Annotated in this window: 21 protein-coding genes and 3 pseudogenes; 18 read left to right on the forward strand and 6 right to left on the reverse strand. The window is 70.3% G+C overall.

The window, feature by feature from the left end; genetic code table 11:
• The first annotated feature begins 50 nt into the window (after positions 1 to 50).
• Positions 51 to 1,413 (forward strand): annotated as a pseudogene (pdxR, locus tag BBK82_RS21605) (MocR-like pyridoxine biosynthesis transcription factor PdxR).
• On the opposite strand, the gene BBK82_RS21610 reads toward pdxR, so the two are convergent.
• On the reverse strand, positions 1,397 to 2,359 hold the full coding sequence (locus BBK82_RS21610) for a GNAT family N-acetyltransferase (RefSeq protein ID WP_065916628.1): 963 nt from the start codon (positions 2,357 to 2,359) through the stop codon (positions 1,397 to 1,399). The pseudogene pdxR and the gene BBK82_RS21610 sit on opposite strands and share 17 nt — an antisense overlap.
• 66 nt (positions 2,360 to 2,425) lie before the next feature.
• Between BBK82_RS21610 and BBK82_RS21615 the strand changes: the two genes are divergently transcribed.
• Positions 2,426 to 3,475 (forward strand): D-alanine--D-alanine ligase family protein, encoded by a 1,050-nt coding sequence (locus BBK82_RS21615; protein ID WP_065916629.1) that lies wholly within the window; start codon positions 2,426 to 2,428, stop codon positions 3,473 to 3,475.
• On the opposite strand, the gene BBK82_RS21620 is transcribed toward BBK82_RS21615, so the two are convergent.
• Together BBK82_RS21620 and BBK82_RS21625 are read right to left on the reverse strand one after the other, a co-directional pair.
• Positions 3,472 to 4,038 (reverse strand): DUF3515 domain-containing protein, encoded by a 567-nt coding sequence (locus tag BBK82_RS21620; protein ID WP_065916630.1) that lies wholly within the window; start codon positions 4,036 to 4,038, stop codon positions 3,472 to 3,474. The genes BBK82_RS21615 and BBK82_RS21620 overlap by 4 nt on opposite strands.
• Positions 4,039 to 4,061: 23 nt before the next feature.
• Positions 4,062 to 4,295, reverse strand: a complete 234-nt coding sequence (locus tag BBK82_RS21625; RefSeq protein WP_053736927.1) for an Lrp/AsnC ligand binding domain-containing protein — start codon at positions 4,293 to 4,295, stop codon at positions 4,062 to 4,064.
• Positions 4,296 to 4,392: 97 nt separating this feature from the next.
• Here BBK82_RS21625 and BBK82_RS21630 point away from each other — a divergent pair, with 97 nt between their 5' ends.
• From BBK82_RS21630 to BBK82_RS21650, 5 genes are read left to right on the forward strand one after another with little or no spacing between them, the layout of a single operon-like run.
• A complete protein-coding gene (locus tag BBK82_RS21630; protein WP_065916631.1) occupies positions 4,393 to 5,361 on the forward strand; it encodes a thiamine-phosphate kinase in 969 nt (322 codons plus the stop codon).
• Between the two features lie 11 nt (positions 5,362 to 5,372).
• Entirely contained in the window at positions 5,373 to 5,828 is a 456-nt protein-coding gene (locus BBK82_RS21635; protein WP_065916632.1) for a GNAT family N-acetyltransferase, read from the forward strand.
• A gap of 10 nt (positions 5,829 to 5,838) precedes the next feature.
• Complete coding sequence (locus BBK82_RS21640; RefSeq protein ID WP_065916633.1) at positions 5,839 to 6,360, forward strand: gamma carbonic anhydrase family protein; 522 nt, start codon at positions 5,839 to 5,841, stop codon at positions 6,358 to 6,360.
• 20 nt (positions 6,361 to 6,380) lie between these two features.
• Positions 6,381 to 7,055, forward strand: a complete 675-nt coding sequence (locus tag BBK82_RS21645; protein ID WP_065916634.1) for a uracil-DNA glycosylase — start codon at positions 6,381 to 6,383, stop codon at positions 7,053 to 7,055.
• A gap of 42 nt (positions 7,056 to 7,097) precedes the next feature.
• Positions 7,098 to 8,294, forward strand: coding sequence for an MFS transporter (locus tag BBK82_RS21650; RefSeq protein WP_083268074.1), 1,197 nt, complete (start codon positions 7,098 to 7,100; stop codon positions 8,292 to 8,294).
• Positions 8,295 to 8,313: 19 nt separating this feature from the next.
• On the opposite strand, the gene rpmB is transcribed toward BBK82_RS21650, so the two are convergent.
• Positions 8,314 to 8,505, reverse strand: coding sequence for a 50S ribosomal protein L28 (gene rpmB / locus BBK82_RS21655; protein WP_030467945.1), 192 nt, complete (start codon positions 8,503 to 8,505; stop codon positions 8,314 to 8,316).
• A gap of 148 nt (positions 8,506 to 8,653) precedes the next feature.
• On the opposite strand from rpmB, the gene BBK82_RS21660 reads away from it, so the two are divergent.
• From BBK82_RS21660 to BBK82_RS52755, 3 genes and pseudogenes are all read left to right on the forward strand, one after another.
• Positions 8,654 to 10,264 carry a DAK2 domain-containing protein gene (locus BBK82_RS21660; RefSeq protein WP_065916636.1) on the forward strand — a complete coding sequence of 537 codons (1,611 nt, stop codon included), beginning with the start codon at positions 8,654 to 8,656 and terminating at the stop codon, positions 10,262 to 10,264.
• A 14-nt stretch (positions 10,265 to 10,278) separates the two neighbouring features.
• Positions 10,279 to 10,728 (forward strand): annotated as a pseudogene (locus BBK82_RS54220) (OB-fold nucleic acid binding domain-containing protein); the annotation flags it as partial.
• Between the two features lie 1,068 nt (positions 10,729 to 11,796).
• Positions 11,797 to 13,467, forward strand: a pseudogene (locus tag BBK82_RS52755) (helicase-related protein); the annotation flags it as partial.
• Between the two features lie 366 nt (positions 13,468 to 13,833).
• On the opposite strand, the gene BBK82_RS21670 reads toward BBK82_RS52755, so the two are convergent.
• Positions 13,834 to 15,138 carry a coiled-coil domain-containing protein gene (locus BBK82_RS21670; RefSeq protein WP_154697421.1) on the reverse strand — a complete coding sequence of 435 codons (1,305 nt, stop codon included), beginning with the start codon at positions 15,136 to 15,138 and terminating at the stop codon, positions 13,834 to 13,836.
• A 317-nt stretch (positions 15,139 to 15,455) separates the two neighbouring features.
• Here BBK82_RS21670 and BBK82_RS21675 point away from each other — a divergent pair, with 317 nt between their 5' ends.
• The 4 genes from BBK82_RS21675 (at position 15,456) to coaD (ending at position 21,518) form a co-directional block, all read left to right on the forward strand.
• Positions 15,456 to 18,833 carry a pyruvate carboxylase gene (locus tag BBK82_RS21675; RefSeq protein ID WP_065916639.1) on the forward strand — a complete coding sequence of 1,126 codons (3,378 nt, stop codon included), beginning with the start codon at positions 15,456 to 15,458 and terminating at the stop codon, positions 18,831 to 18,833.
• A gap of 129 nt (positions 18,834 to 18,962) precedes the next feature.
• Positions 18,963 to 20,036, forward strand: a complete 1,074-nt coding sequence (locus tag BBK82_RS21680) for an MBL fold metallo-hydrolase (RefSeq protein WP_065921244.1) — start codon at positions 18,963 to 18,965, stop codon at positions 20,034 to 20,036.
• 391 nt (positions 20,037 to 20,427) lie between these two features.
• A complete protein-coding gene (gene rsmD / locus BBK82_RS21685) occupies positions 20,428 to 20,982 on the forward strand; it encodes a 16S rRNA (guanine(966)-N(2))-methyltransferase RsmD (protein ID WP_154697422.1) in 555 nt (184 codons plus the stop codon).
• A gap of 53 nt (positions 20,983 to 21,035) precedes the next feature.
• Complete coding sequence (gene coaD, locus BBK82_RS21690; RefSeq protein WP_065916640.1) at positions 21,036 to 21,518, forward strand: pantetheine-phosphate adenylyltransferase; 483 nt, start codon at positions 21,036 to 21,038, stop codon at positions 21,516 to 21,518.
• Here the strand turns inward: coaD and BBK82_RS21695 are convergent.
• Entirely contained in the window at positions 21,515 to 21,955 is a 441-nt protein-coding gene (locus BBK82_RS21695) for a GNAT family N-acetyltransferase (protein WP_335618121.1), read from the reverse strand. The genes coaD and BBK82_RS21695 overlap by 4 nt on opposite strands.
• Before the next feature lie 119 nt (positions 21,956 to 22,074).
• On the opposite strand from BBK82_RS21695, the gene BBK82_RS21700 reads away from it, so the two are divergent.
• The 4 genes from BBK82_RS21700 to rnc all read left to right on the forward strand — a co-directional run bounded on the left by BBK82_RS21700 (position 22,075) and on the right by rnc (position 24,516).
• On the forward strand, positions 22,075 to 22,791 hold the full coding sequence (locus BBK82_RS21700; protein ID WP_065916641.1) for a DivIVA domain-containing protein: 717 nt from the start codon (positions 22,075 to 22,077) through the stop codon (positions 22,789 to 22,791).
• Positions 22,792 to 22,929: 138 nt separating this feature from the next.
• A complete protein-coding gene (locus BBK82_RS21705) occupies positions 22,930 to 23,511 on the forward strand; it encodes a YceD family protein (protein WP_065916642.1) in 582 nt (193 codons plus the stop codon).
• Between the two features lie 2 nt (positions 23,512 to 23,513).
• On the forward strand, positions 23,514 to 23,696 hold the full coding sequence (gene rpmF / locus BBK82_RS21710) for a 50S ribosomal protein L32 (RefSeq protein WP_065916643.1): 183 nt from the start codon (positions 23,514 to 23,516) through the stop codon (positions 23,694 to 23,696).
• Between the two features lie 16 nt (positions 23,697 to 23,712).
• A complete protein-coding gene (gene rnc, locus BBK82_RS21715; RefSeq protein WP_065916644.1) occupies positions 23,713 to 24,516 on the forward strand; it encodes a ribonuclease III in 804 nt (267 codons plus the stop codon).
• The last annotated feature ends 5 nt before the right edge of the window (positions 24,517 to 24,521 follow it).

The following is a 24,521-nucleotide window of genomic DNA, read 5'->3' on the forward strand; positions in this document are numbered from 1 at the left end:
CGAAGTGGCATCATTGAAGCGCCATTTTCGACTGATCTGAGAAGGCCACTTTGGCTGAGACCGCACTGCCCGTCGCGCTGGACCGCTCCTCCGCCGAGCCGCTCGCCGTGCAGCTGGCCGACGCGCTGCGCTCCGCCGCCTCCGAAGGGCGGCTGCGCGCGGGCGACCGGCTGCCCTCCACGCGCGCTCGCCGATCGCCTCGGAGTGTCCCGCACCGTGACCGCGGCCGCATACGACCAGCTGCACGCCGAAGGGTGGATCGCGGGCCGTCACGGATCCGGCACGTACGTCACGACGACGCCGCCCGGCCCGATGCGCAAACGTTCGCGCAAGGCCGTCGTCCCCGCCATCACCGACTTCGTCGACCTCGGCACCGGCGCACCCTGGGCCGGTGGCCTCGACCGCGCGGCCTGGCGCGTGCCTGGCGCGCCGCCGCCGACACACCACGCTGTCCCGCCCGGAACGCGCCGGCCTGCCGAGTACGCGAGGCCATCGCCGAACACCTGCTGCGCCACCGCGGCCTGGCCGTGAACGCCGACCCGGTGCTCGCCACCGGCGGCACCACGGCGGTGCTGACCGAGATCGCGGTCGCGGTCCTGCGGCGCGGCGACGCCGTGGCCGTGGAGGAACCCGGCTACCAGCGCGGTCGGCGTGTTCCGCGCGGCGGGCTTGAAGGTCGTCCAAGCCGCCGTCGACGCCGAGGGCCTGCTCCCCGACGCCGTCCCCGCGGGCGTCCGCGCCGTCTACTGCTCGCCCGCGCACCAGTACCCGCTGGGCGGCCGCATGTCGGCGGGCCGCCGGGTGGCGTTGGTCGAGCGCGCGCGCCGCGACGGATGGCTGGTCATCGAGGACGACTACGACGGCGAGCTCCGCTACGACGTGGCCCCGCTGCCCTCACTCGCCGCGCTGGCCCCGGACGTCGTCGTCCACCTCGGCACCACCAGCAAGATCCTCACCCCCACCCTCGGCGCGGGCTGGATGGTCGCCCCCGAGCACATCGCCACCGCCGTCCTCGAACACCGCGACCTCACCGGCACCAGCCCGGCCGCCGCCGGCCAGCGCGTCGTCGTCGAGCTCGCCCGCACCGGCGACCTGGGCCGCCACCTCCGCAAGCTCCGCCGCGAACTGGCCGAACGCCGGGCCCTGATCGTCGACACGTTCGCCGCGGCCGGCATCGAGGTCCTCGGCGACGACGCGGGCGCGCACGTCGTGGTCCTGCTGCCGAACGCGGACGCCGAGCGCGAGGTGATGAAGCAGGCACTCGAACGCGGCCTGCGCGTGGACGGCCTCGGCAGGCACTTCGTCCACCGCGCGCGGTGGCACGGCCTGGCCATCGGGTACAGCGCGTGCTCCCGGGAACAGCTGATCAGCGCCTTGCCGGTGCTGGTGGAACTGCTCAGCAGGGCCGGCTGACCGTCACCATCTCGCGGGCGTCGACGAACCCCAGCCGGTGGTTCACCCGGATCATGTGGACGTTGTCGCCGTTGGTCTGGGTCTCGATGAACTCCAGGGCGGGCCGGTCCGCGAGCAGCCAGCGCAGCATGTGCGCCTTCACCAGACGTCCGAGCCCACGGCCGCGGTGCGCAGGCGCTACCACCGTGTCCTCCTGCCACGCCGACGTCACGTTCGAGGGGTAGAGCGACAGCTCGGTCAGCGCGACGACCTCACCGCCGTGCACGGCGGTGACGATGCGTTGCTCGACGCCCGCCTGCCTGGCGAGCGACTCCTTGGCGCGCACCTGCTCGGGCGTCCACGCCGGGGAGACGGACACGATGCCCTCCGCCGGTGCGTCGACGATCGACTGCCTGGTCGCGGCCACCGACGCCAGCAGGTGCTCCGGCGTCGCGTTGATCCACTGCTGCACGCGGTACCCGTCCGGCGCCGGCACGTCCCACACCGCCGGGTCGACGTCCGCGATCGTCAGCTTCTGCCACAGCCGGTGCGCTCCCACCGTGAACCCGCGCGCGACCGCCCACCGCTCACCGGCGCTGCCCCTGGTCACCCACAGGTTCTCGAACGTCTCCCTGCCCCTGCCGCGCAGCTCGGTGAGCAGGGCCTCCAGCACCTCGGTGCCGATGCCCTGCCGTCGGTGGTCCGGGTGCACCTCGACCTCGCCGGCGGCGATCCGCGAGTTCTCGGCCGGCAGCAACGCCACCGACGCCGCGGCCACCACCACTCCGTTCCGCACGGCGATGCGGTGGATCACCTCGCCGTGCTCCACGCGCGGGTTGCGCAACCCGCGCGCGATCCGCTCCCTGTCCGGCACCGGCGCGGTGGGGTCGTCGACGGGCTGGGTCGCGACTCGCAACGCGACGTAGCCGTCCAGGTCGTCGAGGTCGAGGGGTTTGATCTCCAGCACGACTCGACGTCAGCGGCCGCCAACTGGTCAACAGTGGCAATCGCCCAAACGGGTAGGGTCGCCCGCATGACGCAGCGCAAGACGAGGGTGGCCGTGATCTTCGGCGGTCGCAGCTCCGAGCACGAGGTCTCCTGCCAGTCCGCCAAGAGCGTGCTGCCGCACCTCGACGCCGACCGCTTCGAGGTGGTGCCGGTCGGCATCACGCCGCAGGGGCAGTGGGCGCTCGGCACGGACCCCGGCGCGTTGGAGGCCGGTACCGGCAACCTCCCGACGCTGCGCAACCAGACCGTGGCCGCGATCGAGCCGGGGCAGGCGCTGGAGGGCGTCGACGTCGTGTTCCCGTTGCTGCACGGCGCGTGGGGCGAGGACGGCACCATCCAGGGGCTGCTGGAGCTCGGCGGGCTGCCGTACGTCGGGCCCGGTGTGTTCGCGAGCGCCGCCGCCATGGACAAGATCTTCGCCAAGAAGCTGCTGCAGGCCGAAGGTCTGAACGTCGGCACGTTCGTCGCGCTCGACCGCGCCGCCACCACGCTGACCCTCGACGAGCGCGAGCGGCTCGGGCTGCCGGTGTTCGTGAAGCCGTCGCGCGCCGGGTCGTCGGTCGGCATCTCGAAGATCAGCGACTGGGCCGACCTGGACGCCGCCATCTTCGAGGCGCGCCAGCACGACCCCAAGGTCATCGTCGAGGCGGCCGTGCCGAACGCGCGCGAGATCGAGTGCGCGGTGCTCGAGTTCCCCGACGGCCGGGTCGAGGCGTCGCTGCCCGCCGAGCTGCGGCCGGTCGGCGAGGGCGTCGAGTGGTACGACTACAACGCCAAGTACGTCGACGACTCCTACGAGGCCGACATCCCGGCCAAGCTCGACGACGACATCACCGCGCGGCTGCGGGAGATGGCCGTCACGGCGTTCAAGGCGCTCGACTGCCAGGGCCTGTCCAGGGTGGACTTCTTCCTCACGGAGGACGACCAGCTGATCATCAACGAGCTCAACACCATGCCCGGCTTCACGCCGATCTCCATGTACCCCAAGGCGTGGGAGGCGACCGGTGTGGACTTCGCCACGCTGCTGACCACGCTGATCGAGACGGCGGTCGCGCGCGGCTCAGGCCTGCGCTAAGGGGTTGTGCGAACCGTTTGCTTCGGCAGCAGGTCACGCACCGTCGTGGAGATGTCCTGCAACGGCCCGGTGCCCGCGTCGTCGGGCACCGTCAGCGCCACGTACACCCCGCGGTCGACGACCACCCACGTGGAGGTGCCGGAACCCGGCAGCTGCAGCCACTGGACGTCCGAGATCACCCGCAGCTGGGCCGACGGCGACAGCTCGGCCGGGCGGGGGAGTCCGCAGCGCAGCACCACCGGGTCGTGCTGAGCGTCACCCCACGCGACCGCGGCGGGCGGCGCCGGCGTGGCGATCTCCCTGCGCGGCAGCATGTCCTTACCGGACGGCAGCCCGACCGGCAGCTTCTCGACCAGCGAGGTGCACTGCGGTGAACCGGCGTCCGGCGCGTCGATCGAGACCAGCGCGAGCGGCCCCGAGCGGCCGGGGACGACGTCCTCGGCCTCGTTTCCCGTGCCCAGCACGAGACCGAGCGCGGCGACACCGATGGCGAGCAGCACGGCGAGCCCGACCGCCACAACGAGCGGCCGGGACAGCGTCGACGTGGATTCCTGCTGAGTCACCCGGCTATGACAACACGGGCTGACTAGAGGTGGACCACCGGGCAGGTGAGCGTCCGGGTGATGCCCTCGACGTTCTGGATGCGCGCCACCACGAGCTGGCCGAGCTGGTCGACGGTGTCGGCCTCGGCGCGGACGATGACGTCGTACGGACCGGTGACGTCCTCGGCGGTGGCGACGCCGGTGATGCCGGAGATCTCGGAGGCGACTGCAGCGGCCTTGCCGACCTCGGTCTGGATGAGGATGTATGCATGCACCACGGCGTGCCCCTTCGTCGCGACAGGTTGGGTCGAGGTAGGAACGTGTCACGCAACGTACCCCAGTTGGGGTTCCGAATGCTCAGATTGGGAGGCAACTTTGCGTCCGCAGCCGCCGCGCGACGCGGAGACGGTCGCCGACGTGGGTGAGTTCCACCTCATCCACCGGGTGACGACCGGCCGGGCGCAGCCGGAGACCACGATCCTCGGTCCCGGCGACGACGCGGCCGTCGTCGCCGTGCCGGACGGGCGTGTCGTGGCGTCGATGGACGTGCTGGTCGAGGGTGTCCACTTCAGACTCGACTGGTCCACACCCGAGCAGGTGGGCCGAAAAGCGGCCGCGGTGAACCTCGCGGACGTCGTCGCGATGGGAGCGTTGCCGTCCGGTCTGCTCGTCGGTGTGGCGTGTCCTCCCGACACCCCGGCGGCCACGATCCAGGGGATCATGGCGGGCCTGTGGGAGGAAGCGGCCAAGGCCGGCGCCGGCGTCGTGGGCGGCGACATGGTCAGCTCCGCCACACTGGTGATCTCCATCACGGCCATGGGTGACATGAACGGGCTGGAGCCGGTCACGAGGTCGGGAGCGCTCGTCGGTGACGTCGTGGCGGTCACCGGACGGCTCGGCTGGGCGGCGGCGGGACTGGCCGTGCTGGGCCGCGGGTTCCGTTCCCCGGTCGGCATCGTGAACGCCCAGCGCTCGCCGGAGCCACCGTACGAGGAGGGCCCCAGGGCCGCGGAGGCCGGCGCGACGTCGATGATCGACATCTCGGACGGGCTGCTGCAGGACCTCGGTCACATCGCCGACTCGTCGGGCGTGGCGATCGACATCCGCACCGAGCTGCTGCCGTTGCACCCGCGCCTGCTGGACGTGGCGTCCGCGCTCGGCGGTGACGCCCGGCACTGGGCGCTCACGGGTGGGGAGGACCACGCGCTGGCCGCGACCTTCCCCGGTCCCAAGGCCGTGCCGGAGGGCTGGACCACGATCGGCACGGTCCGCGCCGGCGAGGGTGTCACGGTCGACGGCAGGACGTACGAAAAACCTCCCGGCTGGGAGCACTGGCGCGCGTAGACTGGCTCACTGTGGAACTATGCACGCGCGCGTATGACCATCCAGACTCGGTCAAGCTGATCGAGGACCTCCAGCAGGTCTTCGTCGAGCGCTACGGCGAGAAGGACGTGACGCCGGTCGACCCGGCGCAGTTCGCCGCCCCGCTGGGCTACTTCGTGGTCGGCTACCTCGACGGCTCCCCGGTCGCGTGCGGCGGCTGGCGCGTGCACCAGGAGCTCGACGGCGCCGCGGAGATCAAGCGGATGTACGTGGCCGAGTCGTTGCGCGGCCGCGGTCTCTCCCGGCTCGTGCTGACGAACCTGGAGGACACCGCGCGCGAGGCAGGCCACCGGCAGATGGTGCTGGAAACCGGCCTCCGCCAGCCCGAGGCCATCGGCCTCTACCTGGCCACCGGTTATGAGCGGATCGCGAACTTCGGCGTCTACCGCGACCACCCGGAGAGCCGTTGCTACGGCAAGCCGTTGTAGGTTCGGCTCCATGGCCATCTATGCGCTCGGGGACTACACGCCGCAGATCCACCCGGCCGCGTACGTGCACCCCGATGCCACGGTGATCGGTGACGTCCGCATCGGCGCGCATTCGTCGGTGTGGCCCCAGGCCGTGCTGCGCGGTGACTACGGGCGCATCGTCGTCGACGAGCGCACGTCGGTCCAGGACGGCACGGTCGTCCACTGCACCGAGGTCCACCCCGTGCACATCGGCTCCGGGTGCGTGATCGGGCACAACGTCCACATCGAGGGCGCGACCGTCGCGGACGACTGCCTGATCGCGTCGGGATCGGTGGTGCTCAACGGTTCCATCGTGGAGAAGGGGGCGATCGTCGGCGCCGGCGCGGTGGTCTCGTTCGACGGCCACGTCCGCGAACGCACGATGGTGCTCGGAGTGCCGGCCCGTGAGCGTGCCGGTTACGTTGTGCCGGAACAGGCCTGGGCGTTCATCGTGGAGAAGTACGTGCAGAACATCGCGGTGTACCGGGAACAGCTCCGTCGTTTGGACTGAGTGGGATAGGGTTCCCAGCCGTGGCTCGTCCCCTCAACGAAGTTGTCGAAGCCGGTTGGGCTGAAGCTCTCGCCCCCGTTGCTGACCAGATCGCCGCCATGGGTGAGTTCCTGCGCGCGGAGGTCGCCGCCGGCCGCACCTACCTACCTGCGGGCGAGAACGTGCTGCGTGCGTTCCAGCAGCCGTTCCACCAGGTCAAGGTGCTCATCGTCGGCCAGGACCCGTACCCGACGCCCGGACACGCGGTCGGCCTGTCGTTCTCCGTGGCGCCCGACGTGCGGCCGATCCCCAAGTCGCTCATCAACATCTACAAGGAGTACGCCGAGGACCTGGGACACCCGATCCCGTCCAACGGCGACCTGACGCCGTGGTCGGAGCGGGGTGTGCTGCTGCTCAACAGGGCGCTCACCGTCCAGCCCGGCAAGGCCAACTCGCACCAGGGCAAGGGCTGGGAGGCCGTCACCGAGCAGGCGATCAAGGCGCTCGCCGCCCGCGACGCACCGCTCGTGTCGATCCTGTGGGGCCGCAACGCGCGCAACCTGCGTCCGCTGCTGGAACCGTTGCCCGCCATCGAGTCCGCGCACCCGTCACCGCTGTCCGCGCACTCCGGGTTCTTCGGCTCGAAGCCGTTCAGCCGCGCCAACGAGCTGCTCGCGAAGCAGGGCGCCGAGCCGGTCGACTGGAAGCTCCCGTAATTCGCGCGTCCCGCACGCCTCACGCCACTAGCGTCGCGAGGTGTGCGGGGGAATCGTGATCTGTTCATCGTCGCTGCCGGTGTGGGCGTCAGCGAGTTCGGCAACGCGCTGACGTTGCTGGTCCTGCTCTTCTGGGCGACGCCGATCAGCTCGCTGCTGGTGGCCGCGATCCTGGTCGCCGAGCTGCTCCCGTTCGTCCTCGGGGCGCCTCTGGCCGGCCTGCTCGTCGACCGGCTGCCCAACCGCCGCCTGCTGACCGCCGGGGTGCTCTGCCAAGGTGGCGCGATCGCGGCCATCGCACCGCTGATGGGACAGCCCGCGTTCGTGGTCGCGCTGGTGCTGCTCTTCGGCTGCGGCCGTGCGGTCGCCCAGCCCAGCATGTCCGCGCTCGTGCCGCACATCGCGGGCGAGGAGCACTCCACCCGCGCCTACGCGTTGATCGGCACCACCCGCAGCGTCGGCAACATCGCCGGGGTCACCGGGGGAGCGGTGCTCGCCGGGTTCTTCGGCCACCCGGCCGCGTTGCTGATGAACGGCGCGACCTTCTTCGTCTACGCGGTGCTGCTGGCGTTCATGCGGTCCGAGCGCAGGCCCACGGGTGAGCACTCGGCGCGGCCCAGCGCGCTGGCCGGTGTCCGGCACGTGCGCCAGGACGCCGTGTTGTTCGCGGCGATCCTCGGGCTGGCGTGCTTCGTCGGCGCGACGGTGGTGATCAACGTGGCCGACCCCGCCTTCGTGCGGTTCGTGCTGCACGGCAACGAGTTCCTGCTGGGCGCGATGCAGGCGTGCTGGATGGTCGGCATCATCGTCGGCAACCGGCTCGCCGCGCGGCTGACGTCGGTGTCCCAGCTCGCCCACGCGCTGGCGATCACCGGCGTGACCACGGGCGTCGCGGTGCTGATCCCGGCGACGTTCCCGTTCGTCGCGGCCGCGGTGATCGGGTGGTTCATCGGCGGTGTTTCCAACGGCGTGGACAACGTGACGATGAACGCGATCGTCCGGCTGCGGACACCGGAGGCGATGCGTGGACGTGCGTTCGCCGCGGTCGGGTCGATGGTGACCGGCGCGAACCTGCTCGGAACGGCGGCCGCCGGTGGCTTGCTGCTGGTCATGGGGCCGCGGGCGGTGTTCGCGATCGGGGGCACCGGGGCGTTGCTCGTCGGTGTGGCCTGCCTGGTGTTCGTGCGCAGGGCCCTGGAACGCGAGAAGAGCCCGGCCGAAGCCGGGCTCTCCCCGTAGTCACGAACTGTGGCGGTGATCAGCCGCGCACAACCTTGCCGGCCTTCAGGCAGGAGGTGCACACGTTGATGCGCTGGCGCTGCGAGGCCGAAACCTTGGCGCGCACAGACTGGATGTTCGGGTTCCAGCGGCGGTTCGTCTTCCGCTGGGAGTGCGAAACCGAATGGCCGAAGCCCGGCCCCTTGCCACAGACGTCGCACACGGCAGCCACGTCAGCCACTCCTTCAGGTTCCTCAAGCGGTGGGTCTCGCGTCCCGGTGGGCGCGCAAGCGTGCACAAGCCTCAACCGGGCACGGCAACCCGATCAGGGTAGCCGGTGGCCTCACCAGCGACCAAACCGGGTGGATACCCTCCCCGCCATGCAGGTCATGGATGCGGTCGCGGTGCGCAGGTGGGCGGACGCCTGCGTGCGGTCGCTGGACGCCAACCGGGCGTCGATCGACCAGATCAACGTCTTCCCCGTGCCCGACGGTGACACGGGGACGAACCTGCTGCACACGATGCAGTCCGCGCTGGACGCCCTGCTGCGCTCGCCCATGACCACCGTGGGCGAGGCGCTGTCGGCACTGGCCCGCGGCGCGCTCGCCGGGGCCCGCGGCAACTCCGGCGTGATCCTGTCGCAGGTGCTCAGGGGCCTCGCGGAGACCGTGCAGGGCGTCTCGGTGGTGTCCGGGTCGGCGCTGCGCAAGGCCCTGCAGCGGTCCGACGAGCTGGCCACGGCGGCGGTGTCCAAGCCCGTGCCGGGCACGGTCCTGTCGGTGCTGCACGCGGCCGCCGAGGCAGCCCGTGACTGCCCGTCCGACGAGCTGGACGAAGTGGTCGTGGCGGCCTCGCGCGCGAGTGCCGTGGCGTTGGCCGACACACCCCGCCAGCTGGCCGTGCTGGCCAAGGCCGGGGTGGTCGACGCGGGTGGCCGCGGCCTGGTTGTGTTGTTGGACACACTTGCCGCCGTGATCACTGGGCAGACCGTCGAGACGCCCGTGGACGCGCCGCTGGTGCCGCGCACGCCCGAGTCGCTCACGACCGAGCGGGAGAGCGGCTCGGCGGAGTTCGAGTACGAGGTCATGTACCTGCTCGAAGACACCTCCGAGGAGGCCGTGGCGGAGCTGCGGACCTCGTTGAACGGGCTCGGCGACTGCGTGTCCGTGGTGGGCGACGGCGTGTCCTTGTGGACCGTGCACGTGCACTGCAACGACATCGGCGCGGCCATCGAGTCCGGTGTGCGCGCTGGGCGGCCGCACCGCATCACGGTGGCGCGGTTCGCCGACCAGATCGCTGCGCAGGCGTCCAGGTTCGTGCAGGACCGGGCGATCGTCGTGGTCGCGAGTGGCGCGGTGGACCTGTTCCGCGCCGAGGGAGCCACGGTGTTCGACCTGGCTTCTTCTTCGGCGACGCCCACGGACCTGTTGTCCGCCATCGTGTCGACGCGCGCGCGTCACGTCGCCGTGCTGCCGGGCGACCCGGACATCCGTGAGGTGCTGGACGAGGCCGTGGCGTACGCACAGGCCGCAGGGCAGGACGTGGTGGTGGTGCCGACGTTCTCGCCAGTGCAGGCCCTCGCCGCGTTGGCGGTGCACGACGCTTCCCGCCGCGCCGGTGACGACGTTGTCGCGATGGCGGAAGCCGCTGCGGCCACCCGTCGCGGTGAGCTCGCGATCGCCGCCGACGAGGCCATCACCTGGGTGGGCCGCTGCCAGCCGGGCGACCTGCTGGGCATGCTGGACGGCGAAGTCGTGCTGATCGAACCCGGCCCCGCCGCGCGGGAGCCGGTGCTGGACCTGTCCTGCCGCCTGGTCGACCGCATGCTGTCCGGCGGCGGCGAGCTGGTGACCGTGCTGCTCGGCGCCGACGCCCCCGACGGCCTGGTGGAGGTGCTGGAGGACCACCTCCGCATCACCCATCCGGAGGTCGAGGTGACCGCGTATCCGGGCGGTCAGCCGGACGCGGTCATTTTTGTCGGTGTCGAGTAGTTCAATGGGACGCGATGATCTCCTTCGACGACAAGCTGCAGCCGTTGCTCGGCAAGAAGTCCGCCGACGCACTGGAGACCGGCCTCGGCCTCACGACGGTCGGTGACCTGCTGCGCCACTACCCGCGCCGCTACGACGAGCGCGGGCAGCTGACCGACATCAAATCGCTGGAAATCGACGAGCACGTCACGGTGCAGGCCGAGGTCCGCAAGTGCCAGAAGCGGCAGATGAAGGCGCGCCGCGGCCAGATGACCGAGGCCGTCATCACCGACGGCACCTCCGAGCTGCACCTGGTGTTCTTCGGCAAGCCGGCGTTCGTCGCGGAGAAGGAGCTGCTGCCGGGCACCAAGGCGTTGTTCGCCGGCAAGGTCGGCCGCTACCGGCAGAACCTGCAGCTGGTGCACCCGGCGTTCGAGATCCTCACCCCGGAGTCGGACAGCTCCGCGTTCCTGCAGGCGTTCCTGCCGGTCTACCCGGCCTCGCAGCACATCAACACGTGGAACATCGCGAACTGCGTGAAGCAGCTGCTGGAGGTCTGGGACGGCGTGCAGGAGGACCCGCTGCCCGCCGGCTTCCGCGCCGAGCACGGCCTGATCGGCCTCGAGGAGGCCCTGCGCGCGATCCACCGGCCGGAGAGCTGGGCGCAGATCGCCGTGGCACAGCAGCGGCTGAAGTGGGACGAGGCGCTGGCCGTCCAGCTCGCCCTGGCCCAGCGCCGCAAGTCCGCCACGGCCCGCCCGGCCCCGTCCTGCGCCCGCCGTCCCGGCGGCATCCTGGACGCGTTCGACGCGCGCCTGCCGTTCACGCTGACCGCGGGCCAGGTGTCGGTCGGTGAGCAGATCTCCTCCGACCTGGCCTCGGTCGTGCCGATGAACCGCCTGCTGCAGGGGGAAGTGGGGTCTGGCAAGGCGCAACCCCTGGACTCCCTGGTGCTCACGCCCTCCGGTTTCCGTCGAATGGGGGACATGGCCGTCGGCGACGAGGTGGTCGCGGCGAGCGGTGAGGTCACCGTGGTCACCGGGGTGTTCCCCCAGGGCGAGCGGGACGTGTACCGCGTGGTGCTCTCCGACGGTCGCAGCGTGGAGTCCGACCTGGAGCACCTCTGGGCGGTGAACACGACGGTGCGCCGTGACCGTGGGAACCCGCTCAAGGTGCTGACCTTGAAGGAAATCCGGGACGACCTCACGACCTCCGGCGGTGGGTCGAAGTGGTACCTGCCCACCGTGAACGCGCCAGAGCTGGACTGCGTGACCGAACGGCCGCTGGACCCGTACCTGCTGGGCTTGCTGATCGGGGACGGCTCACTGCTGCACGGCCGAGTGATGTTCACCACGGCAGACCCGGAGCTGCTGGTCGAGCTGATGGCGGTCATGCCGCAGGGCGCGCACCTCGCCAAGCCGGAGTGGGCTAGGAAGTACGACTGGTTCGTGAACGGGCGCAGGAAGGGCACGAACCCGGTTCTCAAGGCATTGCGGGAGCTCGGGGTCTATGGTCACACCGCACGGGACAAGTTCCTTCCCGACAACTACCTCGTCGCCCCGATCAAGGTTCGCCACGCGCTGTTGCAGGGGTTGTTGGACACCGACGGCACGCTTGACCGCGAGCGGGGCTCGAACGTCACCTTCTCGTCGGCGTCGGCACGGCTCGCCGAACAGGTCGCCTGGCTGGCCGAGTCGCTCGGCGGTACCGGCAGGCTTCGTCCGACGACGAAGATGGGCAACACCTATTACCTGGTGAGCGTGCGCCTGCCGAACGAGTTCCCGCCGTTCCGGTTGACGCGGAAGGCTGAACTGGTCAAGGAGCGCACGAAGTACGAAAAGCCTGTTCGTGCGATTCGCGCAGTCGAGTTCGTGGGGCGCAAGCCCGTTCAGTGCATCTCGATCGCCCATCCGGACCGGCTCTACGTCACAGACCACTTCGTGGTCACCCACAACACCATGGTCGCGTTGCGAGCCATGTTGCAGGCCGTCGACGCCGGCCGGCAGGCCGCCATGCTCGCGCCGACCGAGGTCCTCGCCGCCCAGCACGCCCGTTCGCTCGCGGAGATGCTCGGCGACCTCGCCCAGGCGGGCCAGCTCGGCGCCGCCGAGACCGCGACCCGCGTGACGCTGCTGACCGGTTCGATGAACACCGCCCAGCGCCGCCAGGCGTTGCTGGACATCGTGACCGGCGAGGCCGGCATCGTGGTGGGAACGCACGCGATCATCCAGGAGAAGGTCGAGTTCCACTCCCTCGGCCTGGTCGTGGTCGACGAACAGCACCGCTTCGGCGTCGAGCAGCGCGCCGCGCTGAGCGCCCGTGGCGAACGCGAGAACCCGCACGTCCTCGTCATGACCGCGACCCCGATCCCGCGCACGGTCGCCATGACCGTCTACGGCGACCTGGAGGTCTCGGCCCTGCGCGAGCTGCCGGGCGGCCGTTCCCCGATCAAGACCTCCGTCGTCCCCGTCCGCGAGAAACCGGCCTGGCTCGACCGCGCCTTCGCCCGCGTCCGCGAGGAGGTCGCCGCCGGCCACCAGGCCTACTTCGTCTGCCCCCGCATCGGCGACGGCGACGACGACCCCAAGGGCCCCGACGACGAGGGCAAGCGCCCCGCACTGTCCGTTGTGGACGTCGCGAACACCCTCGCGGCGGGCCCCCTGCGCGGGCTGCGCATCGAGATCCTGCACGGCCGCATGCCCCCGGACGAAAAAGACGCCGTCATGCGCGCCTTCTCCGCCAACCAGGTCCAGGTCCTGGTCGCCACCACCGTCATCGAGGTGGGCGTGAACGTCCCGAACGCCACCGTCATGGCCATCATGGACGCCGACCGCTTCGGCGTCTCCCAGCTCCACCAGCTCCGCGGCCGCGTGGGCCGAGGCTCAGCCCCCGGCCTCTGCCTCCTGGTCACCGAAATGCCCGAGATGACGGCCACCATGGAACGGCTCCGCGCCGTCGAGTCCACCCTGGACGGCTTCGAGCTCGCCCAGCTCGACCTGGAGCTCCGCCGCGAGGGCGACATCCTCGGCGCCGCCCAGTCCGGCAAGCGCTCGGGCCTCAAGATGCTCTCCCTGCTGCGCGACGAGGACATCATCGCCGACGCCCGCACCGCCGCCCAGACCGTCATCGACGCAGACCCCGACCTCACCGCCAACCCCGGCCTGGCCGGCATGGTGGCCACGCTGATGACCGACGACCGAGCCGACTTCCTGGAGAAGGCCTGACGCCGACGACTCCTGCGCAGGCTGGCGCAGGGGTCCCCTCCGCAGCTGGGTCCCCCGCGACCCAACGTACCGAGCAGGTCTGACAATTCTCAGAACGCTCACGCACGCCAGCCGAAGCCGAGCCCGGCCGAGCCGAGCTGAAGACGAGCCGGGCCGAAGCCGAGCCCGGCCGAGCGAGGCTCGATGCATTTCCCGCAGCACGGCACAGCCGTGCCTTGCCGGGTGATTGAGCGAAGCGAGACGAGTGCCCGCTCAACCCCGCACCCAAGGTGATCGACCTGGTACGGACCCCAGCCCCGCACCCAAGCCACCACAACCACCGGTCTCTGCGGGGAACGGGAGCGCTGGCCCCCGTTCCCCACCTGATCAGCTCCGCGGACGCTGCTTCGGCAACTGCTCGGTCTTCGGCTCAGAGCCACCAGACCCACCGGAGTCACCCGAAGCGGCAGCCTCCTCAGCCGCAGCATCGGAGTCCACCTCGGACGACGGCAGCGGCTTCAACACCGTCATCGCCGCCTCCACCGCAGCCTGGGCCGCGTTGAACTGCTTCGTCAGGTTGTCATGCGCGGAACGCAGCGCGGCCTCCCGCTCGGCGGCCACCTCCGCCCGCTGGTCGGCGTCGGCCTGCAGGCGGGTGGCCTTCTCCTCCGCCTCACGCACCAGACCGGTCGCCTTCTCCTGAGCGACGCGGACCAGGCCCACAGCCTTCTCGTCGGCCTCGCGCACACTGGCGGCAGCGCGCGACTCGGCCTCGGTCACCAGCGCGGTCGACCTGGTCTCGGCGTCGCCGACGAGCTTCGTGGCCTTGGCCTCCGCCTCGCTCACCAGCGCGGCGGCCGCGGCGGTGGCGTCGGCCGTGGTCTTCTCGACCCTGGCGAGCGCGTCGGCCTCCAGCTCGGCGATCGTCTTCTCGGTCTCCGCCTGCTTGGCCTTCAGCGTCTCGTCGAGCTTCCGCAGCGCCTCGGCGCGGGTGGCCTCGGTCTCGGCGGCGATGCGGTCGGCCTCGGCGCGGGCGTCGGCGAGGACCTTCTGGTGCTCGGCGGTGAGCGTCGCCTTGAGGCCGTCGTACTCCTTGTCGAGCTGGTCGTGGTAGGCCTTGTACTTCTGGTCCAGCTCGACGCGGCGGGCGTCCAGGTCGGCGGAGCGGCGTTCGAAGTCGGCGGTCACGCGCTCGCCGGCGGCGCGGGTCTCGGCGACGAGGGCCTCGTGCTCGGCCGTGAGCTTCGTGCGCAGCGCCTCGAACTCGGCCTCCAGCTCGGTGCGGCGCTCGGTGAACTGCTTCTCCAGCTCGGTGGTGCGCTGCTGGTGCGCGACCTCCAGCTGCTTGCGGCGCGCCTCGGTCTCGGCGAGCATCCGCTGGTGGTTCTCGCGCTGGTCCGCGGCGTACTTGTCGGCCTCGGCGCGGGTCGCGTTCGCGGCGTCGAGGGCGCCCTTGCGGATGTCGGCGATCTCCTCCTCGGCCAGCGTCATCATCACGCGCACGCGTTCGGTGACGTTCGAGGCGTCGACCGGCCGGTTGGCGAGGTTGTGGAGCTGCATCCTGGTCTTGTCGAGGTCGGCGCGCATGGTGTTGAGCAGCTTCGTCAGCTCCGCCACCTGCGCCGCCGCCGCGTCGCGCGACCTGTTCGAGTTCTTGAGGTCGAACTCCAAACGGGTTACCCGTTCGTTCACCTGTCGCTGGTTGTAACCACGGAGGACAACGTCGAAATGCGGTGTGCGGGCAGTAGGCTGCCCGGCTCCATCAGCCCCGGCCATATGGCTCACCCTACCGAGATTGTGACCATGATCGTCACTCGATCTGGTTAAACCCACTACCGGCCGGAGTCTGACCGGGTGGTGGGTATCCGCCCAGGCCTGAAACCGCGAGAATCCTCACGAACAAGACCGATCAGGATGATACCCATCACGTGAGACAGTCCTCCCAACAGGCAAGAGTCGCACGGTAACGTGCCTGAACTGACCGTCGAGCAACTCCGGGAGGGCAACGGATGTTCCGCAAGGTTCTTGTCGCCAACCGCGGCGAGATCGCGATTCGCGCGTTCCGAGCCGCCTACGAACTGGGCGCGGGAACGGTCGCCGTTTTCCCTCACGAAGACCGCAACTCGCTGCACCGCTTGAAGGCGGACGAGTCCTACGAGATCGGTGAGCCGGGACATCCCGTCCGCGCCTACCTCTCCGTCGAGGAGATCATCAAGGCGGCCCGCAAGGCCGGCGCCGACGCGATCTACCCCGGTTACGGCTTCCTGTCCGAGAACCCCGAGCTCGCGATGGCCTGCCGGGAGGCGGGGCTCACGTTCATCGGCCCCGTCGCCGAGGTGCTGGAGCTCACGGGCAACAAGGCGCGCGCCATCGCCGCCGCCCGCGAGGCCGGGCTGCCGGTGCTGGAGTCGAGCGCGCCGTCCTCGAACGTCGAGGAGCTGCTGGAAGCGTCGAAGTCGATGCGCTTCCCCGTCTTCGTGAAGGCCGTCGCCGGTGGTGGTGGCCGCGGCATGCGCAAGGTTGACGACCCGGCCGCGCTGCGTGAGGCGCTGGAGGCGGCGTCGCGCGAGGCGGAGTCGGCGTTCGGCGACCCGACCGTGTTCCTGGAGCAGGCAGTCGTCGAGCCGCGCCACATCGAGGTGCAGATCCTCGCGGACGGCCAGGGCAACGTGATCCACCTCTTCGAGCGCGACTGCTCCGTGCAGCGGCGCCACCAGAAGGTCATCGAGATCGCGCCCGCGCCGAACCTCGCGCCCGAGCTGCGGGACCGCATCTGCAACGACGCCGTGAAGTTCGCGCGCCACATCGGCTACCGCAACGCCGGCACCGTCGAGTTCCTGCTCGACCCGCAGGGCAACTACGTCTTCATCGAGATGAACCCGCGCATCCAGGTCGAGCACACGGTCACCGAGGAGGTGACCGACGTCGACCTCGTGCAGTCGCAGATGCGCATCGCGTCCGGCGAGACGCTGGAGGACCTGGGCCTGTCCCAGGACACCGTGCAGCTGCGCGGCGCGGCGCTGCAGTGCCGCATCACCACCGAGGACCCGGCCAACGGCTTCCGCCCGGACACCGGCACGATCAGCGCCTACCGCTCGCCCGGTGGCTCCGGCATCCGCCTCGACGGCGGCACGGCCGGCGCGGGCATGGCGATCAGCCCCCACTTCGACTCGATGCTCGTGAAGCTCACGTGCCGCGGCCGCACCTTCGGCCTCGCCGTCGCCCGTGCGCGCCGTGCGATCGCGGAGTTCCGCATCCGCGGTGTGTCCACGAACATCCCGTTCATCCAGGCCGTGCTGGACGAGGCCGACTTCTACGAGGGCCGCGTCACCACGTCGTTCATCGAGAAGCGCCCGCACCTGCTGACCGCGCGCCACTCGGCCGACCGCGGCACGCGCCTGCTGACCTACCTCGCCGACGTCACGGTCAACCACCCCAACGGCACCCGCCCGACGGCGGTCGACCCGCGGGAGAAGCTGCCGGTCGTCGACCTCAACGCCGAACCGGCCGCCGGGTCGAAGCAGAAGCTCACCGAGCTGGGGCCGGAGGGCTTCGCGCGGTGGATGCGCGAGTCCAGGGCGGTCGGCGTCACCGACACCACGTTCCGCGACGCGCACCAGTCGCTGCTGGCGACCCGCGTGCGCACCAAGGACCTGCTCGCCGTCGCGCCGCACGTGTCGCGCATGACGCCGGAGCTGCTGTCGCTGGAGTGCTGGGGCGGCGCGACCTACGACGTGGCGCTGCGGTTCCTCGCCGAGGACCCGTGGGAGCGGCTCGCGGCGCTGCGCGAGGCCGTGCCGAACATCAACCTGCAGATGCTGCTGCGCGGCCGCAACACGGTCGGCTACACGCCGTACCCGGAGGCCGTGACCAAGGCGTTCGTGCAGGAGGCGACGCAGACCGGCATCGACATCTTCCGGATCTTCGACGCGCTGAACGACGTCGAGCAGATGCGCCCGGCGATCGAGGCCGTACGCGAGACCGGGACCGCGGTCGCCGAGGTCGCGCTCTGCTACACCAGCGACCTGTCCGACCCGGACGAACGTCTGTACACACTGGACTACTACCTCAAGCTCGCCGAGCAGATCGTGGGCGCGGGCGCGCACGTGCTGTGCGTGAAGGACATGGCGGGCCTGCTGCGGGCACCGGCCGCCTCGCGGTTGATCACGGCGCTGCGCAAGGAGTTCGACCTCCCGGTCCACCTGCACACCCACGACACCGCGGGCGGCCAGCTGGCCACCTACCTCGCGGCGATCCAGGCGGGTGTCGACGCGATCGACGGCGCCACCGCGTCGATGGCGGGCACCACCTCGCAGCCGCCGCTGTCGTCGATCGTGGCGCTGACCGACCACACCGAGCACGCGACCGGCCTCAACCTGCAGAACGTCTGCGACCTGGAGCCGTACTGGGAGTCGGTGCGCAAGATCTACGCGCCGTTCGAGTCCGGCATCCCCGGCCCGACCGGCCGCGTCTACCACCACGAGATCCCCGGTGGGCAGCTGTCGAACCTCCGCACGCAGGCCGTCGCGCTCGGCCTGGGCGAGAAGTTCGAGGAGATCGAGTCGATGTACGCGGCGGCCGACCGGATGCTCGGCCACCTGGTGAAGGTGACGCCGTCGTCCAAGGTCGTCGGCGACCTCGCGCTGCACCTCGTCGGCGCGGGTGTGGAGCCGAAGGAGTTCGAGGAGAACCCCGGCAAGTTCGACATCCCGGCCTCGGTGATCGGCTTCCTGCACGGCGAGCTGGGCGACCCGCCCGGCGGCTGGCCGGAGCCGTTCCGCACCAAGGCGCTGGAGGGCCGTTCCGCCCCGAAGCCGGTCGAGGAGCTCTCGCCGCAGGACGAGGCGGGTCTGGCCGACGACCGCCGCGCCACGCTGAACCGCTTGCTGTTCCCGGCGCCCACGAAGGAGTTCCTGACGCACCGCGAGGCCTACGGCGACACGTCGGTGCTGCGCTCCAAGGACTTCTTCTACGGCCTGCGCCCCGGCGAGGAGTACTCCGTCGACCTGGAGCCGGGCGTCCGGCTGCTGATCGGCCTGGAGGCGATCTCCGAGGCCGACGCGCGCGGCATCCGCACGGTGATGGCGACCCTGAACGGCCAGCTCCGCCCGATCCAGGTGCGCGACCGCTCGGTGGCCGCCGACGTCCCGGCAGCCGAGAAGGCCGACCGGGGCAACCCGAACCACGTGGCGGCACCGTTCGCCGGCGTGGTGACCGCGGCGGTGGAGGAGGGCGACTCGGTCGAGGCGGGCCAGACGGTCGCCACGATCGAGGCCATGAAGATGGAGGCCGCGATCACCGCCCCCAAGGCGGGTGTGGTCGGCCGCCTGGCGGTGCGCGGCGCCCAGCAGGTGGAGGGCGGCGACCTCCTGATCGTGCTGAAGTGACCTGAAAGCAGTGCTGTGAAGGGCCCGGTTGGTTCTCAGCCGGGCCCTTCGCGCTGCGCGGGGGCCGGAACTCCACGACCATTCCCAGCGTTGCACCGGGCACACGGGGTCAGGGAAGAGGGTTGGGACATGAAGAAGGCGTTGGCCGGGCTGCTCGGACTGGCGGGCGTGGCGTGGGCGCTGCGCGATCTCCCCGCACAGCTGGGCGGCAAGCCGGACCCGGCCGAGATGGCGCGCTCGCCGCGGTACCGGAACGGGAAGTTCCACAACGACAGGGAAGTCCGCACGGTCCCCGACCGCGACAACTTCTCGTTGCGCGACTTCGTCTCCGGTGGCGCCGACCGCAAGCCCTCGGTCCCGGTGCCCCTGGTGGGTCCCGCCGCTCCGGTGTCCTCCGGCGTGCACGTGACCTGGTACGGCCACGCCTCGGCGTTGGTGGAGATCGACGGCGCCGCGGTGCTCCTCGATCCCGTGTGGAGCGACCGGGTCTCGCCATCCGCACACGTGGGGCCGCGGCGGTTGCACCCGGTTCCGCATCAGTTGTCTGATTTGCCCGCCTTGAGTGCTGTCGTGATCTCGCATGACCACTACGACCACCTGGACATGGCGACCGTGCGGTCGTTGACGGTGGGGTCGTCGGCGGTTTTCGTTGTGCCGCTGGGGATCGGGGCGCATCTGCGGCGGTGGGAGGTGCCTGTCGACCGGATCGTCGAGCTGGACTGGGACGAATCGTTTGAAGTGGACGGGTTCACGCTGACTTGTACTGCGGCGCAACACTTCTCGGGGCGGTCGGTGCAGCGGGACGTCACGTTGTGGGCGTCGTGGGTGATCCGGCGCGGGGAGCGGGCGGTGTTCTACAGCGGGGACACCGGGTACTTCCCGGGGTACGCGGGGATCGGGGCTGAGCACGGGCCGTTCGACGCGGTGTTGATGCAGGTCGGGGCGTACGGGGACGCTTGGCCGGACATCCACATGACGCCGGAGGACGGGGTGCGGGCTTTTGAGGATTTGGGTGGGGGGTTGTTGATCCCGGTGCATTGGGCGACGTTCAACTTGGCCTTGCACTCTTGGACGGAGCCGGTGGATCGGGTGTGGCGGGAGGTGAAGGCGCGGGGGTTGAGGATGGCGGTGCCGCGGCCGGGGGAGCGGGTGGACGTATCGGCGCCCGGAGAGGTGGACGGGTGGTGGCAGGGGTTGGGGTGATGCCCGCCCTGGGCGGGCAGTTCCTGGGGCTCCGCCCCAGACCCCGACACTTCCAAAGAAGCCACCAAACCCCCGCCACTCGCAGGTAGATGGCACGCCTGTTCCGTAGAGCGGCTGCGCGTTGCGTTGGTGGTTGCGTTGCGGTGGTGACTTCCCCGTCCAGCACCGCGGGACCGCTTGAGTTGGGCGGGTTCGCCTCGCTGTCGCCCTGGCCTGGCTTCGCCCAGCCCCTCGGCACAGCCTCTCGGCAGCGCCAGCCCCGGAATCGTCAGCCCGGAACTGTCAGACCCCCTGAGTACCGTGGGCCGCGGGGGAGCCGAAACACGAGGGGACCCCTGCGTCAGCCTGCCTGCGGAGGCCGGCCGGAGTGGGCGCCTGGGACGATGAGGGCGTGACGAGAATCGTGGCCGGGGCCGCCGGTGGTCGCAGGCTCAAGGTGCCGCCGAAGGGGACGAGGCCGACGTCCGAGCGGGTGCGGGAGGCGTTGTTCAGTTCGCTTGAGGCGATGATGGACCTCGACGGGGCGCGGGTGCTGGACCTGTACGCCGGGTCGGGGGCGTTGGGGTTCGAGGCGTTGAGCAGAGGGGCGGAGCACGCCACGTTCGTCGAGTCCGACAAGCGGGCGGTGGAGGTGCTCAAGAGCAATGCGAAGGACCTCGGGCTGGCGAACGTGACGGTCGTCAACCGCACGGCTGAGGCGTTCGTCGCGGGCGAGGGGGAAGAGTTCGACGTCGTGTTCGCCGACCCGCCCTATGCGGTCGGCGACGAGGAGTTGGCCAAGGTGCTCGCGGGGGTGGCCCCTCGACTCGCCGGGGATGCGGTGCTCGTCGTGGAGCGTGCTTCGAGGAGTGCCGAACCTCCGTGGCCGGGTGGGGTAGAACCGTTGCGGGCCAAGAAGTATGGCGACACGACGGTGTACTGGGGGCGGGTACGTGCTGATGGGTGACGAGAACCACGGACTCGCCTGGCGGCGTCCGATCGGGTGCTAACGTCCGCTTCATGACGCGTGCCGTGTACCCCGGCTCCTACGACCCGGTGACCAACGGCCACCTGGACATCATCGGGAGAGCCGCGCACCTGTTCGACGAGGTCGTCGTCGCCGTGCTCATCAACAAGAACAAGCGCACCTTGTTCAACGTCGAGGAGCGCCAGGACATGCTGCGGGACGTCACGGCGCAGTGGGACAACGTGCGCGTGGACTCGTGGCACGGGCTGTTGGTCGACTACTGCCGCGAGAACAACATCAAGGCCATCGTGAAGGGCCTGCGCGCGGTCAGCGACTACGACTACGAGCTGCAGATGGCGCAGATGAACCACCAGCTCACCGGCGTGGACACGCTGTTCATGCAGGCCAGCCCGCAGTACTCGTTCCTGGCGTCGTCGCTGGTCAAGGAGGTGGCGACGTACGGGGGTGACGTCTCCACGCTGCTGCCGGCGAGCGTGGAGCAGCGGTTGCAGCAGCGGCTCGCCGAGACCCGTTAGAGGGAAAGCTTCATCCCCACGTGTGACGCGGTGAAGCCGAGCCGCTCGTAGAACCGGTGCGCGTCCGTCCGGGACGCGTCTGTAGTCAGCTGGACCAGGCCGCAGCCGCGGGCGCGTGCCTCGTCGACGGCCCACCTCAGCAGGAGTTCGCCCAAGCCCGCGCCGCGCTGGTCGGAACGCACGCGCACGGCTTCCACGGTGGCGCGGGTCATGCCCAGGCGGGAGAGGCCCGACGTGAACGTCAGCTGCAGCGTGCCCACGACCTCGTCGCCCGCGACGGCCACCGCGAGGTACTGGTGCGGGTCGGCGTCGATCACCGCGAAGGCGGCGAGGTAGGCGGGGTCGCCCGCCTTCTCCCTGGTCGCGCCCAGCGGGTCGTCCGCCAGCATCGCCACGATCGCGTCGACGTCGGCGGCGGTCGCGCGCCTGATGGTGATGTCCACGGTTCCCCCAGGTGGTCTTGCCGAATCCTGACACGCCCTGCCGATCTCCCTCTTTCGGGGAGAGGAGCAGGGCACACTTGTGGGTGGGAGCCACAGAGGTTGGGGAGTGAGACGTGTACCGGGTGTTCGAGGCACTCGACGAGCTGGTGACGATCGTCGAGGAAGCGCGCGGAGTACCGATGACCTCGGGCTGCGTGGTGCCACGTGGTGACGTGCTCGAACTGCTCGACGACGTCCGCGACGCCATCCCGGCCGAGCTGGACGACGCGCAGGACGTGCTCGACCACAAGGAAGAGCTCGTCGGCAAGGCCAAGCACGAGGCGGAGGCCGGTGTCTCCAAGGCCCGGTCGGACGCCGACCGCATCCTCGCCGAGGCGCAGGCGGAGGCCGAGGCCATGCTGTCCGACGCCCGCGCCCGCGCGGAGCGGATGGTCGCGGAGGCCGAGGACCAGGCGGAGCGCACCGTCGCCGCCGGTCGCCAGGAGTACGACGACCTGGTCGGCCGCTCGCACGCCGAGGCCGAGCGGATGATCCAGGCCGGCCGGGCCAACTACGAGCGCGCCACCGAGGAAGGTCGTGCCGAGCAGGCCAGGCTCGTCAACGAGCAGGAGGTCGTGCGCGCGGCACACGCCGAGGCCGCCCGGCTGCTCGACGCCGCCCAGAACGAGTCGATCCGGCTGCGGTCGGAGTGCGACGCGTACGTCGACGGCAAGCTCGCGGACTTCGAGGACCTCCTCGCGCACACCCTGCGGTCTGTCGGCAAGGGCCGTTCGCACCTGCGCGGTCCCGCCGTCGCCGGGGCCGCTGCCCCGTTCGACTACGGCTCCTGACGAACCAGGCCAGCTGAACGTGTGATTCGCGCTACTGCGGACAGGTGCGATCACCTGCGGATTTCACGTGCGGACGCGTTGTCCCGTACCCTGGACCGGCTGGACGTGGTAGGTCCCCGTTCCAGCACAAACCCGATCATGAACCAGCATCGTCACGCGTCCACGCGTCCCACAGCATCAGGACCCTGGGTCATCGACACCAGGGACCTCGGCCGTCGCGCCGGTTCCAGCCGACCCTTCGTCCGGTCGGTCCCGGCCGCCGGTGTGGGGTTGCTCGGCGTGATCGCCGTGCCTGAAGGCGGCGAAGTCGAGCTCGACCTCCTGACCGAGTCGGTCGTGGAGGGCGTGCTCGTGTCGGGAACCGCGTTCGCCAAGGTCGAAGGTGAGTGCGCCAGGTGTCTCGAGCCCATCACCGATGAGGTCGAGGTCCGGATCACGGAGCTGTACGCGTGGCCGGACAGCACCACGGACGAGACCACCGATGAAGACGAGGTCAGCCGGATCGAGAACGATCTGATCGACCTCGAGCCTGTGGTGCGGGACGCCATCGTCCTCGCGCTGCCGCAGGCGCCGCTCTGCGAGCCGGACTGCAAGGGGCTTTGCTCCGAATGCGGCGGCAGGTGGGCGGAGCTCGGGCCCGACCACGGGCATGAGACGATTGACCCTCGTTGGGCCGCGTTGCAAGAGCGGTTCAGCGATGACAACAACGAGGAGAAGTAGTCGTGGCCGTCCCGAAGCGGAAGATGTCGCGCTCGAACACCCGTGCGCGCCGTTCCCAGTGGAAGACGTCTGCCGTGCACCTGGTGGCGTGCCAGAACAAGGCGTGCCGTCAGCCGAAGCCGCAGCACGTCGCCTGCCCGGCCTGTGGTCAGTACGCTGGCCGCCAGGTCGCTCAGCCGGCCTGATCTCCTCGGTCACGTAGTGGGGGGAAAGCCGCCGCGCGCTCCGCAAGCCGACCGCGCGACCCTGTCCGAAGCGCTCGGCGTCCAGCTGGACGCCGAGCTGCTCGGGCTTGCGCTCACCCACAGGTCCTACGCTTACGAGAACGGCGGGCTACCGCCGAACGAGCGTCTCGAGTTCCTGGGAGACGTCGTGCTGGGGCTGGTCGTCACCGACCACCTCTACCGCACCCACCCCGACCTCCCAGAGGGTCAGCTCGCGAAGCTCCGGGCCAGCGTGGTCAACATGCACGCGCTCGCCGGTGTCGCCCGCGACCTGGGTCCGGGCGGGCTCGGTGCACACCTACTGCTCGGTCGTGGCGAAGAGCTGACCGGTGGCAGGGACAAGGCGAGCATCCTCGCCGACGGCCTCGAAGCCGTCATCGGTGCGGTGTACCTGCAGTTCGGTATTGATACCGCACGAACGTTCGTTCACCGGCTGTTCGATCCACTCTTGGCCAAAGCTCCGCTTCTGGGTGCTGGACTGGACTGGAAGACAAGCCTGCAGGAGCTCACCGCTCAAGCCAGTCTCGGCGTCCCGGAGTATCGCGTGGACGACCAAGGGCCGGACCACCGCAAGGAGTTCACCGCCACGGTGCTCGTCGGTGGCCAGCCCTACGGCAAGGGTGATGGGCGCACCAAGAAGGAAGCCGAGCAGAAAGCCGCTGAAGCGGCTTATCATGTTCTGTCAGAGCGGGTCAAGGCCGAGCAGGAGTCGGCCGCATCCGCGAACGGACAGAACGGCGCCTCGGTGACGCCAGGGACCCTCCCATCCGAGGAAGACTGAGAAAC

This window comes from Lentzea guizhouensis, from assembly GCF_001701025.1.
Classification (GTDB): Bacteria; Actinomycetota; Actinomycetes; order Mycobacteriales; family Pseudonocardiaceae; genus Lentzea; species Lentzea guizhouensis.